The organism is Kitasatospora sp. NPDC127035 (assembly GCF_042726075.1).
Taxonomy (GTDB): domain Bacteria; phylum Actinomycetota; class Actinomycetes; order Streptomycetales; family Streptomycetaceae; genus Kitasatospora.
This window is the reverse complement of sequence record NZ_JBHXDN010000089.1, coordinates 22889-34519: the sequence shown is the minus strand read 5'-3', so window position 1 is coordinate 34519 and position 11631 is coordinate 22889. Positions and strand designations below refer to the sequence as shown.

General features: G+C 76.1%; 13 protein-coding genes. 5 read left to right on the top strand and 8 right to left on the bottom strand.

What is annotated here, in order from left to right:
• Positions 1-33 precede the first annotated feature (33 nt).
• Positions 34-858: an aminoglycoside adenylyltransferase domain-containing protein gene (locus ACFWIC_RS36945; protein ID WP_329951872.1), complete on the bottom strand. Its 825-nt coding sequence runs from the start codon at positions 856-858 to the stop codon at positions 34-36.
• 75 nt (positions 859-933) lie between these two features.
• Here ACFWIC_RS36945 and ACFWIC_RS36940 point away from each other — a divergent pair, with 75 nt between their 5' ends.
• Positions 934-1689: a polysaccharide deacetylase family protein gene (locus tag ACFWIC_RS36940; protein ID WP_355408260.1), complete on the top strand. Its 756-nt coding sequence runs from the start codon at positions 934-936 to the stop codon at positions 1687-1689.
• Between the two features lie 61 nt (positions 1690-1750).
• Here the strand turns inward: ACFWIC_RS36940 and ACFWIC_RS36935 are convergent, their stop codons facing one another.
• Entirely contained in the window at positions 1751-2959 is a 1209-nt protein-coding gene (locus tag ACFWIC_RS36935; RefSeq protein ID WP_380521307.1) for a glycoside hydrolase family 3 N-terminal domain-containing protein, read from the bottom strand.
• Positions 2960-3164: 205 nt separating this feature from the next.
• On the bottom strand, positions 3165-4715 hold the full coding sequence (locus ACFWIC_RS36930) for a PLP-dependent aminotransferase family protein (protein WP_380521306.1): 1551 nt from the start codon (positions 4713-4715) through the stop codon (positions 3165-3167).
• Between the two features lie 52 nt (positions 4716-4767).
• Here ACFWIC_RS36930 and ACFWIC_RS36925 point away from each other — a divergent pair, with 52 nt between their 5' ends.
• Positions 4768-5715, top strand: a complete 948-nt coding sequence (locus ACFWIC_RS36925; protein WP_380360205.1) for a methyltransferase domain-containing protein — start codon at positions 4768-4770, stop codon at positions 5713-5715.
• A 113-nt stretch (positions 5716-5828) separates the two neighbouring features.
• On the opposite strand, the gene ACFWIC_RS36920 is transcribed toward ACFWIC_RS36925, so the two are convergent.
• The gene (locus ACFWIC_RS36920; protein WP_329951877.1) at positions 5829-6389 is read right to left on the bottom strand and encodes a MarR family transcriptional regulator; all 561 of its coding nucleotides are present in this window, start codon (positions 6387-6389) and stop codon (positions 5829-5831) included.
• A 100-nt stretch (positions 6390-6489) separates the two neighbouring features.
• Here ACFWIC_RS36920 and ACFWIC_RS36915 point away from each other — a divergent pair, with 100 nt between their 5' ends.
• The gene (locus ACFWIC_RS36915; protein ID WP_329881280.1) at positions 6490-7449 is read left to right on the top strand and encodes an EamA family transporter; all 960 of its coding nucleotides are present in this window, start codon (positions 6490-6492) and stop codon (positions 7447-7449) included.
• A gap of 74 nt (positions 7450-7523) precedes the next feature.
• Entirely contained in the window at positions 7524-8162 is a 639-nt protein-coding gene (locus tag ACFWIC_RS36910; RefSeq protein ID WP_329951879.1) for an NAD(P)H-binding protein, read from the top strand.
• A 120-nt stretch (positions 8163-8282) separates the two neighbouring features.
• Here ACFWIC_RS36910 and ACFWIC_RS36905 read toward each other — a convergent pair whose 3' ends face one another.
• From ACFWIC_RS36905 to ACFWIC_RS36890, 4 genes are all read right to left on the bottom strand, one after another.
• Entirely contained in the window at positions 8283-9020 is a 738-nt protein-coding gene (locus ACFWIC_RS36905) for an SAVMC3_10250 family protein (protein ID WP_380521304.1), read from the bottom strand.
• Between the two features lie 174 nt (positions 9021-9194).
• Positions 9195-9560, bottom strand: coding sequence for a hypothetical protein (locus tag ACFWIC_RS36900; RefSeq protein ID WP_380521303.1), 366 nt, complete (start codon positions 9558-9560; stop codon positions 9195-9197).
• A gap of 141 nt (positions 9561-9701) precedes the next feature.
• Positions 9702-10601 (bottom strand): neutral zinc metallopeptidase, encoded by a 900-nt coding sequence (locus ACFWIC_RS36895; RefSeq protein ID WP_329881284.1) that lies wholly within the window; start codon positions 10599-10601, stop codon positions 9702-9704.
• A gap of 130 nt (positions 10602-10731) precedes the next feature.
• Entirely contained in the window at positions 10732-10857 is a 126-nt protein-coding gene (locus ACFWIC_RS36890; protein WP_380521302.1) for a hypothetical protein, read from the bottom strand.
• Positions 10858-11031: 174 nt separating this feature from the next.
• Between ACFWIC_RS36890 and ACFWIC_RS36885 the strand changes: the two genes are divergently transcribed.
• Positions 11032-11616 (top strand): putative glycolipid-binding domain-containing protein, encoded by a 585-nt coding sequence (locus tag ACFWIC_RS36885; RefSeq protein ID WP_380521300.1) that lies wholly within the window; start codon positions 11032-11034, stop codon positions 11614-11616.
• Positions 11617-11631 lie beyond the last annotated feature (15 nt).

Below are 11631 nucleotides of genomic sequence, written 5' to 3'. Positions count from 1 at the left end.
GGGCCCTGCCGGCCGGCCCCAGCCGCCGGGCCGCTACCCCAGGGGCAGCCGCCCGGCGCCCAGCCCCTGCGCGCTCTCGATCGCCATGTCCATGTACGCGAGGGCGTGCGCCCGCCGGACGAACGGGTTCGGGTAGAGCGAGCGGTGCCGACGGCCCTCGCGGACCCGCAGGCACTCGTCCACGATCCGGTGCCACCGGCCGTCGAAGGCCTCCCGGGCGTACTCACCCGCTCCGCGCTTCGACGTGATCCGCCCGGTCGCCAGCGTGTAGTGCAGCCGGCTCACCCCCAGCACGCCCCAGGCCGGCCCCTGCCCGCCGAGGCAGGCCAGCCCCGGTCTCGTGGTCAGCCGGGAGGCCCGCCGCCACCACGGGCGCCAGTACTCGCCCAGGTTCCCCGCCGTCCAGAGGGCCAGCTCCCCCGGGTCGGTGTCGATCATCAGCTCCTGGGCGCGCGGTCCGCAGAGCGTCACGCCGTGGTGCGCGAGCGTGTGCCAGAGCACCGGATTGCGGTCGGACCGCACCCGGTGACGGACCTTCCCCTCGAACGCGTGCGGACCCGGCGCGGCCTGCGAGGGCGCACCCGCCAGCTCGTCCCAGGTCAGGTAGGGCCCGTCGAAGAACGGTCGCGGGTACTTGGCCGCGAGCAGGGCGTGGGCCCGCTCCAACCCGGCGAGCTGGTCCACGCCGACCGGATCGGCGGACACCGCCACGAAGTCGATGTCGCTCCGCTCGGGGTGGAAGTCGTCCAGAGCGGTCGAGCCGGTCAGGTAGAGGCCCTCGACCAGCCCGGGTGCGGCTGCGTCGACCAGGGACAGATAGGCGTCAGCGATCTCGTGTACGAGTGGGTGCACAGTCACGGCCGCAAGCCTGCCATCCGGATGACCCTCCGTGTCCGTTCGTTTCCGCTTTGGGTCGGCGCGTGTTGATCGGACGTGCACCGTCTTCGCGCCACCCTCACCACCTTTCGCGCCAGCCTTCTCGCCACCCTCGCCACCCTCGCCACCCTGGGGTCGGCGGTGGCGGCTCCGGCACCGCCGACCCTCCTCGGCCAGGAGGTCCGCCGGCTCCCCGTCGAGGAGCGGGTCGTGGCGCTCACCTTCAACGCGGCCTGGGACGAGACCGGCCTCGCCGCCGTCCTGGCCACCCTGCGCGACCGGTCCGCACCCGCGACCTTCTTCCCCACCGGCCAGTACGCCGAGCAGCACCCGGGCGCCGTGCGCGCCGTCGCCGCGGCGGGCCACGGCCTCGGCAACCACTCCTACAGCCACCCGCACTTCACCGGCCTCCGGCCCGACCGGGCCCGTGCGGAGGTGCTGCGCGCCGACGCCGCGATCCGCGCCGCGGCGGGGGCCGAACCGCTGCCGTTCTTCCGATTCCCCTACAGCGAGACCACCCCGGAGGCGATCGCCGGGGTCAACGCCCTCGGCTTCGCCGACCTCGAATTCACCACCGACACCAACGGCTACCTCGGCGTGTCGGGTGGCATGACGATCAGCCGGGTGGTCGAGCGCGCCATGGCGGCTCTCACGCCGGGCGCTCTCCTCCAGCTCCACGTCGGCAGTGCGGAGGACGCGCCCGCCGCCGACCGCCGCTGCCTGGACGCCGAGGCCCTCCCCCTGATCATCGACGCGGTCCGCAGCCACGGGTACCGCATCCTGGACCTGCGCGAGCTGCTGGGCGACGGGTGAGCCCGCCACCGGGCCGTCCGGGCGCGGCGGTGCGGCGGTGCGGCGGTGCGGTGACCGGTGGTCAGGGAGCAGCGAGCGAGGTCCGCAGGGCGTCCACCCGGCCGACGGCCTCCGTGAAGGCGGCGCGGTCGAGGCGGCCGTCGTCGAGGGCGGCGGCGAGGGCCTGGGCCGCCGCGTCGCCCTGGTGCACGTCGCGCGCCGAGCAGAGCAGGAGGTCCATCCCCGCCTCGGCGGCGGCGAGGGTCCGGGCGGCGGTGTCGCCGAAGGCGGCGAGCGCCCCGGCCTCCAGGGCATCGGTGACGGTGACGCCCTCGAAGCCGAGCCGGGCGCGCAGTTCCCCCTGGACGACGACGGACGAGAGACCGGCCGGGCGGCCGGGGTCGAGGGCGGGGTAGACGGCCCAGGAGGTCATCACCAGACGGACGCCGGCGGCGATCGCCGCCCGGTACGGCGCCAGGCCGCGCTCCCGCAGGTCGACGAGCGAGACGGGCAGGGTGACAGGGCGCTCGTCGGTGTTCTCCTCACGGGCCGCGGCGCCCAGACCGGGGAAGTGCTTGGCGGTGGCCGCCACCCCGAGGGCCTGCTGCGCGGCGAGGTAGGCCGCCCCCAACTCGCCGACCACGGCGGGGTCCTGGCTGTAGGAGCGCTCGTGGTGGTCGATGAAGTTGTCGGGGGCGTCGTAGACGTCGAGGACGGGTGCGAGGTTGACGTTCAGGCCGGCGGCCGCGAGGGTCTGCGCCGCTCCGGTGCCCGACCGGGCGGCTTCGGCCGGCGGATCGGCGGCCAGTCCGGTCCGGCGGGCCGAGAGTTCGGGCGCACCGGGGAGCCGGCGGATCTTGCCGCCCTCCTGGTCGGTCATCAGCAGGAGCGGGGACCCGCCCGGGGCCTCGGCCGCCGCCTGGCTCAACTGCCGGACGGCGGCCTGGAGCTGGGCCGGGGAGGCGGCGTTCTCCTTGAACAGGATGACGCCGGCCGCCCGGCCCTCCCGGACGGTCTGGAGCAGGGCGGGCGGCGGGATCGGCCCGGGATAGGAGTAGACGACCCGCCGTCCGGCGAGCGTGCGGGAATCGGTGGTGCGCACTGGTGTGGTCCTCTCCGTGGAAACCGGCTCCACGGCGGCATCCGCCATGGGTGCCGCCCGCTCGACGGCGGGGCTCGGCGGCGGGACGCTGCGGACCGGACCGGGCCGGACGGCCGGCACGACCGTGGACAGGGCGGTCAGCAGCAGAGCCAGGACCGTGACGCGGACCGTGCTGCGGGGCGTCGGCATCCGGCCTCCCTAGGTCAGGGGTTCGGCGATCTCGATGCGCTCGGCGGGGTCGGTGCGGTTGCCGGGCACGGCGTGACCACCGCGTACGGCGGATCGTGACGGCCGCACACGGCAGGTCGCCGGGCCGGGCCGGCCGCGCCCGGACGCTCGTCCTCGGCTGCGCGGCCGACCCGGTGCGACACCAGCAGCCTCCCCCCGGGAGCGGTCACTCCGCCTCCCGGAGCAGCCGTCCGAGGACGGCCACCCCCTCCTCGATCTCGCCGGGCGTGCCGGCCGCGTAGCCGAGGACGAGCCCCGGCGGGTGCGGCAGCCGGGCGTGCCAGGAGAGCGGCTGCAGCTTGACGCCGTGGGCGAGCGCCGCCGTGGCCAGTTCGGTGTCGGTGCAGGCGAGGCCGCCCGGGAAGGTGAGCAGCAGGTGCAGTCCGGCGGCGGCGCCGTGCACGACCGCGCCGGGGAGGTGGGTGCCGATGGCGGCGACCATCGCGTCGCGGCGGCGCCGGTGGCGGGGGCGCAGCAGCCGCAGGTGGCGCTCCAGCTCACCCGATTCCATCAGCCGGGCGAGGACGAGCTGCGGCAGCGCGGCGTTCCCGAGGTCGGCGAGGCGTTTGGCGTCGATCAGCCGGTCCCGGTAGCGGGCGGGCGCGAGCATCCAGCCGGTCCGCAGGGCGGGGGCGAGGAGCTTGGAGACACTGCCCAGGTAGAGGACCCGGTCGGGGAGGACGCCGTGGAGCGCCGGCACCGGCGGGCGGTCGTAGCGGTGCTCGGCGTCGTAGTCGTCCTCGATCACGAGCCCGCCGTCCGCGGCCCACTGGAGCAGCTCCCGCCGCCGGGCACCGCCGAGCACCACCCCCGTCGGGAACTGGTGGGCGGGTGTGAGCAGCACGGCGCGCGCCCCGGTGGCCCGCAGCGCGTCGACCCGGATGCCGTCGGCGTCGACCGGGACGGGAGGGGTGGCGGTGATCCGGTGGCGGAGGTGCTGGCGGGTGCCGAGCGAGCCCGGGTCCTCCACGGCGACGACGTCGAGACCGTCCGCACGGAGCACCTCGCCCACCAGCGCGAGCGCCTGGGCCGCGCCGGCGACGACGATGACGTCGTCGGGGTCGGCGTGGATGCCCCGGTTGCGGCCCAGCCAGCGGGCGACGGCGTGGCGGAGCGCGGGGGTGCCGCGCGGGTCGCCGTAGCCGAACTCGTCGGCGGCGAGGCCGGCGAGGACCGCCCGCTCGGCCCGGAGCCAGGCGGTACGGGGGAACGCGGCGAGGTCGGGGACGCCCGGTGTGAGGTCGATCCGGGAGGGTGCGGCGCGCAGGCCGTCGAAGCTGGCGGGGACGGGCGCGCCGTCGAACAGGGTCGGGCGCTCGGGTTCGCGCTCCGGCGCCGACGGCGGTACCGGTACCGGCCCGGCCGGGGCGGCGGAGGCGACCGGGGCGGCGGTGCCGGTCCGCGGGCGGGCGGACGCCCCCGCGCCCGCACGCGCGGGCGGGGCCAGCGGATCGACCACGACCGTGCCGCCCCTCCCCCGCCCCGCGACCCGGCCCTCCTCCGCGAGGCGCCGGTAGGCGTCCGTCACGACGCCCCGCGAGACCCGCAGGTCGGCCGCGAGCACGCGGGTGGCGGGCAGCCGGCTGCCGACCGGGAGCCGGCCGTCGGTGACGGCCCGGCGGAGCCGGTGGGCCAGCCAGTCGGCGAGTCCACCGGCCGGGGCCTCCCGCGGGTCGAGCTGGAGGAAGTCCGCACCGGCTTCTTTGGACCTGTCCATGGGCTGATCATTGGACCTGTTCACGGGTCCATTGTGCCGTGAGGGTGGGGGCATGACGACGACGAGCAGCACACCGGCGACCGCGACCACCCCGACCGACCGGACCGACCGGACCGACCGGACCGAGCCGATCGGCCCGACCACCGCCCGGCCGGACTCGACCGGCCGGCACGCCGACGGCACCGGCGCCGTCGACCCGGCCTACGTGCACGGCTACTCCCCCGCCGAGGCCCGGCGGCTCGGCGACCAGGCCGACTCCCTCGCCGAACTGCTCCACACCGGCACCGCCTACCCGCCGGGCAGCCGGGTGCTGGAGGCCGGGTGCGGCGTCGGGGCGCAGACGGTGCACCTGCTGGCCACCAGCCCGGACGCGCTGCTGACGGCCACCGACCTGTCGGCGGACTCGCTCGCCGAGGCACGCGCCCGCGTGGCGGCGGCGGCGCCCGGCGCGCACGTCACGTGGCACCACGGGGACCTGCACCACCTGCCGTTCGCGGACGGCAGCTTCGACCACCTCTTCGTCTGCTTCGTGCTGGAGCACCTCGCGGACCCGGCGGCGGCCCTGGCGGCGCTGCGCCGCGTCCTGCGTCCCGGCGGCACGGTCACGGTGATCGAGGGGGACCACGGCTCCGCCTTCTTCCACCCGCGCAGCGCGGCGGCCGACGCGGTCGTCGGCCACCTCGTCAGGCTCCAGGCGGACGCGGGCGGCGACGGCCTGCTCGGCCGGCAGCTCCATCCCCTGCTGACCGGCGCCGGTTTCCGGGACGTCTCGGTCGCCCCGCGCACCGTCTACGCGGACGGCGGCCGCCCGGAGCTGATGGAGGGGTTCACCCGGCGCACCTTCGTCGCCATGGTCGAGTCGGTGCGCGACGAGGCGGTCGCGGCCGGTCTGACCACGGGCGAGGCGTTCGACCGGGGCGCCGCCGACCTCCGCCGCACGGCCGAGCCGGGCGGGACGTTCCACTACACGTTCTTCAAGGCGGTGGCGGTCAACCCGTAGCCGGCGCGGCCGGCCCGGGGTGGGCCGCCCACAGGCCGGCCGCGCCGGGCGGTCCCGCTCCGGGTGGTCTCACCCGGGGCGGTCTCACTCCGGCGGTCCCACCCCGACCGGTCTCACTCCGGGTGGTCACCGAGGGCGGCGAGCAGGGTGCGCAGGGCGTCGATCAGCGCGGCGGTCTGCGTCGCGTCCAGCCCGGCGAGGATCCGGCGCTCGGTGGCGAGGTGGTCGGGGAGGGCGCGGTCGATCAGGGCGTGCCCCTCCTCGGTGAGCGCCACCTCGCGGCTGCGCCCGTCCGAACCGCTCGGGGTCCGGGTGACCAGCCCCCGGGCCTCCAGGCGGTCGAGACGCTGACTGATCGCGCCCGACGTGACCATCGCGCACTGCATCAGGCCGGTCGGGGTGAGGCGGTAGGGCGGGCCGCTGCGCCGGAGCGTCGCGAGGACGTCGAAGGAGGCGAAGTCCAGGCCGTGCAGGGCGAAGGTGCGCTTCAGCTCGGCGTCGATCAGCCGGGAGAGGCGGTTGAGGCGTCCGATCACCGCCATCGGCGAGACGTCGAGGTCGGGCCGCTCCGCGCCCCACTGCCCCACGACCCGGTCCACGTGGTCGGACTGCGCCGCACGGTCCGCGTGAGCGGTGCGCTGCGCGTGTTCTGGGTGTTCTGCGTGCTCTGCCACGATCCCCAGCCTAGGCGATTCCTTAGTGGTGAGATAGCTCACAGCCATCGAGCGCCTGCACCCCGCTCCAGATGCCTTAGCGCTGAGATATGTTTGCTTAGTGCTAAGGAATCGCCTCGCCATCGTGCTGATCACCGCCCTGGCCCCTGCCATCTGGGGCTCCACCTACCTCGTCACGACCGAACTCCTGCCGCCCGACCGCCCGCTCCTCGCCGGAGTGCTCCGGGCCCTGCCCGCCGGACTGCTCCTCCTGGCCCTCACCCGGAAGCTCCCGAAAGGCAGCTGGTGGTGGCGCTCCCTCGTCCTGGGCGCACTCAACATCGGCGCCTTCTTCGCCCTGCTCTTCGTCGCCGCCTACCGGCTGCCCGGCGGAGTCGCGGCCACCGTCGGCGCCGTCCAACCGCTGATCGCCGCCGGCCTGTCGGCCGTCCTGCTCGGCGACCGCATCTCGCTGCGCACCCTGCTCTCCGGCATCGCCGGCGTGGCGGGCGTCAGCCTGCTCGTGCTGCGGGCCAACGCCCGACTGGACGCCCTGGGCATCGCCGCCGCGCTCGGCGGCGCGGTGGTCATGGCCACCGGCGTCGTCCTCTCCAAGCGCTGGACCTCACCGGCCCCGCTGCTCGCCGTCACCGGCTGGCAGCTCACCGCAGGCGGACTCCTGCTGCTCCCGGTCACCCTGTTCGTCGAGGGCCCGCCGCCGTCCCACCTCACCGGCGCCAACCTGCTCGGCTACGGCTACCTGAGCCTGATCGGCGCGGCCGTCGCGTACGCGCTCTGGTTCCGCGGCATCCGCGCCCTGCCGCCGACCTCCGTCACCTTCCTCGGCCTGCTCAGCCCGGTCGTCGCCACCGCGCTCGGCTGGCTCGTCCTCGGCCAGGACCTCTCGCCCGTCCAGGCCCTCGGCGCGCTGATCGTGCTCGGCTCGCTGGTCGCCGCCCAGACCCAGCGGTCGGGCACCGCGCCGAAGGCCGCGGCGGAGGCACCGCCCGCCGGGGCCGCCGGGGCGCCGCCCGAGGCCGTGGACCGCGCGCCCGCCCGGACCCGGCACCGGACCGCCTGAACGCCGGACCGCCCCGGTTCCGTCACCGCCTCGTACCCTTCCCTCCCCTTCCCGGACCTTCCAGGAGAACTCCCATGCGCATCACCGTGTTCGGCGCGAACGGCAACGTCGGCAGCCGGGTCGTGACCGAGGCCCTCGCCCGCGGGCACCGGGTCACCGCCGTCCTGCGCGACCCCGCCCGCCCGCACCGGCTCCCACCGTCGGCCGTCATCGCCGGTGGCGACGCCCGCGACCCCGAGGACGTCCGCCGGCTCGCCGCCGACCAGGACGTGCTGATCACGGCCACCCGTCCGGCGCCCGGCCACGAGGACGAACTGGCCGTCGCCACCGAGGGCCTGCTCGCCGGCCTGACCGGAACCGGCGTGCGGCTGCTGGTCGTCGGCGGCGCCGGCAGCCTCGCCCTGCCCGGCGGCGACGGCAGGACCGTCGTCGACGACCCCGGCTTCCCCGCCGCCTGGCGTCCCATCGCCGACGCCTGCCGCGAACAGCTCGACCTGTACCGCGCCGACGCCGGGGTCGACTGGACGTACCTCAGCCCCGCCGCCCTCCTCGAACCCGGCGAGCGCACCGGCCGCTACCGACTGGGCCGGGACGAGCTCGTGGTCGACGCCGCCGGTACCTCGGCCATCTCGATGGAGGACCTCGCCGTCGCCCTGCTCGACGAGGCCGAGCACCCCGCCCACCTCCGCAGCAGGTTCACCGTGGCGTACTGAACGCCGCCCCGGCCTCCGTCACCGCCGCGCCGGCGGCCCCGCCCCGACCCTCCCGAGCCGTCCGCTCGGCGTGGGCCGGGGCACGCGGCCGGGAAGGACGCGGCCCGGGACAGGGAGGGCTCAGCGTGGACCGGAGTGGTACTCCACCCCGAGCGGGCTGGCGACGAGGCACTGCGGCACGGCATCGGTCGCGGGGAGCACCGCGGTGACGCGGGCGTAGCCGGCCACCCGGGCGGCGGTGGAGACCTCGGGCCCGGTCAGGTCCAGCGAGCGCAGCAGGTCCCGCACACCGGGACCCGGCAGCGCGGCCGACCCACCGGCCCCGGCGGACGCACCGTTCTCCAGGGCCAGTTCCAGCTCCAGGGCCCGGACCACCTCGCCGACCACGGTCCGGACGAAGGAGCCGCCCGAGGTCTCGGCCCCGGGGTGGTAGCCGAGCGAAGGTCCGTCGACGGCCGGCGGCGGGCCGCCGACCAGGTGGTGCGCGGAGCCGTGCAGCAGCAGCCGGCCGTCCGACTCGCGGTCGTACTCCGGGTCCTCGCCGGGCGCCGGATCGACGAACAGGACCAGGTCCTGGTGCGAGCCCCGGAGGGTGACCACCCGCAGCGGCGCCTCGTAGCGGACCCACCGGCCCGGCCGCAGCCCCGGAGCGGTGAACCAGTCGGCCTGCGCGGCCAGGTACTTCTCCACCTGCCTGAGCTTCCGCCGCCGGAGCCGCTCGGCGTCCGGCCCCCGTGCGGTGACCTCGACGCCGCCGAACGGCGTGGTCAGGCCGACCGCGCCGGGCACCGGAACCGGGGATCGGTCCGACCGGAACTGCGACAGCTTGGTCTCCGACAGGTAGACGAACTCGCGCACCCGACCCCTCCCCCGGGCCCACCGGCCCTCGTGACCCGTCCGGCCGACATCCGCCCATGCTGTCACCCCGGTACGCGCGGCGGTGGCCGCCGGAGGAATTCCGGCGGCCACCGAGGTCGGGCGGGGTGGGACGGGTCGGGCGGGTCGGGCGGGGACCCGCGGCCGGGCAGGGGGTCAGGGACGGTCGAGGGTGATGGAGTTGACCGGGGTGAGGTCGGCGTAGACGCCGGCCTGCGCGGCGATGTCGTAGCCGCACCCGGCACCGTTGTAGCCCGTGCACAGGTGGGAGTGCGCGCCGCCGGACTGGTTGTTGAGCACCCAGTGCCATCCGGTCTGGTTGCGGAGGTTGTGGGCGCCGTAGCTGTAGAAGACGTCGGTCGGCGGGGTGCTCGTGCTGGCACCCTCCCCGTAGATGCAGACGGCCCCGTACGGACAGCCGTCCCACGAACCGTCGGCGGCCTGGGCGCCGGAGCTGCCCATGGCCGTGGCGGCGGCGGCCGCGAGAGCGAGCGCGGCGACGGCGTGCAGGATCTTGCGCATGGTGGATCTCCCTCTGGTGCGGCCGGTACGGCCTGTCCGGCCGGTGCCCGGCCAGTGCTCAGCAGCGTAGGAAGGGCCCGGCGGCAGCGGTCCCTGACGGATGACAGGGTGGCCCCGGCGGGGCCCCGCAGGCGGCACGGGTCAGCGCTGCGCGGCGAAGGTGTCGCAGCGGGCCGGGTCGCCGGTGCGGTAGCCGGTGGTGAACCAGGCCCTGCGCTGGTCGGCGGAGCCGTGGGTCCAGGTGTCCGGGTCGATCCGGCCGGTCGCCTGCTGCTGGATCCGGTCGTCACCGACGGCCGCCGCCGCGTCCAGCCCCTGTGCGATGTCCTGGTCGGTCAGCGTGCTGATCAGCGGCCGGCCGGTGGACGCCTGCGGTGTGGTGGTGGCGTGGTGGGCCCAGACGCCGGCGTAGCAGTCGGCCTGGAGTTCGAGCTTGACGGAGCCGCTGTTCTGCCCCTGCCGGTCCCGGCCGACCTTCTGCATCGTCCCGGTGAGGTTCTGGATGTGGTGGCCGTACTCGTGGGCCACCACGTACGCCTCGGCGAACGGGCCGCCGCGGGCGCCGAAACGGGTGGAGAGGTCGGAGAAGAACCCGAGGTCGAAGTAGGCGCGGAGGTCCGCGGGACAGTAGAACGGGCCGACGGCGGAACTCGCCGCGCCGCAGGCGGTGGAGACCCGGTCGGTGAACAGGACCGTCTCGGCCGGACGGTAGGCGGACCCGAGGCGGGGCAGTTCGCCGCCCCAGTACTCCTGGAGGCTGTTGGTCACGGCGACGATCCGGCAGTCCTGCCGGCGGTTGGCGTCGGCACCGGTCCGGCAGACCTGCTGCACCTCGCCGGCCGTCGTGGCCCGCGCGGCCCCGCCGCTCCCCTCCGTGCCGTCCGAGAGACCGAGGACGCTCGGGTCGACACCGAACAGCACGGCGATCAGGACGGCGATCAGACCGGCCGCGCCGCCCCCGACGGCGACCTTCCCGCCGGGGATGCCGCGCCGGTCGCTCACCTGCGAAGTGTCGAGGTCCCCCTGGTCGTCGAACTGCATGCCTGCCCGTCCCTCGTGGTGGGTGCGGCGCCTTCGGCGCCGGGCGGCCGGGCCCGGCCGCCCGGCCACGCTAGCCGTTCACCCCGGCCCCACCACGGAAGGACGCGCAGGTCAGGGCCGGTTTCCGGGCCTACGGGGCGGCCCCCCGGGCCCGGGCCTCGCCGGGCTCCTCCGTCAGCCGGGTCGCGCCGGCCGGCGGGTCGGGCCACCGCGTGCCGTCGAGCGCCTCCGGCCAGCCGTGCGCCGCCCGGTCCATGCGATCCCCGCTCCCCGAACGGTCGGTGTCCCGATGCCCGCACGCGCCCTCCCGCGCACGGCCCCGTCCGCAGCACCCGCCTCCTGGACGATCACGCTCGGCCCTGCGGTTCCGCCGCACGCGACGGGCCGCCGTCCACGGGCCGGAGGTCGTCCGGGGAGTACGGTGGCGGCCATGATCACTCACCTCGTCCCCACCTGGCGGGTGGCCGGGAGTCGCGGCGTGGAGACCGCGTGGGTCGGGCTCGGCGACGGCGAGCTGCACGCCCGCGGCCGTGTCGTCGGCACGGTACCGGCGCCGTACTGGCTGAGCTACGAGCTGGAGGCCGGCCCCGCCTGGATCACCCGGCGGCTCCGGGTGCGTGCCGAATCGGCAGACGGTGAGCGGGAGTTGGACCTGCGGCAGGAGGGCGGACGGTGGACGGTGAACGGCGTGCACCGTCCGGAGCTGAACGGGGCGCTCGACTGCGACCTCAGCCTCTCCCCGCTCACCGCCACCATGCCGGTGCTCCGTCACCGGCTGCACCGGAGACCGGGTGAGCAGGACTTCCTGATGGCCCGGGTCCGGGTGCCCGGACTGACGGTGCACCCCTCCCCCCAGACCTACACCCACCTGCTCCCGGCCGGGGAGGGCACGGAGGCCGGCGCCGGGGAGGCCGTGACCGTCCGGTACCGGTGCGGGGACCACACCGGCGACCTGCTCTTGGACGGGCACGGCCTGGTCCTCGACCACCCCGGGCTGGCCCGCCGCCTGCCCTGAACCGCCGGCGCCCTC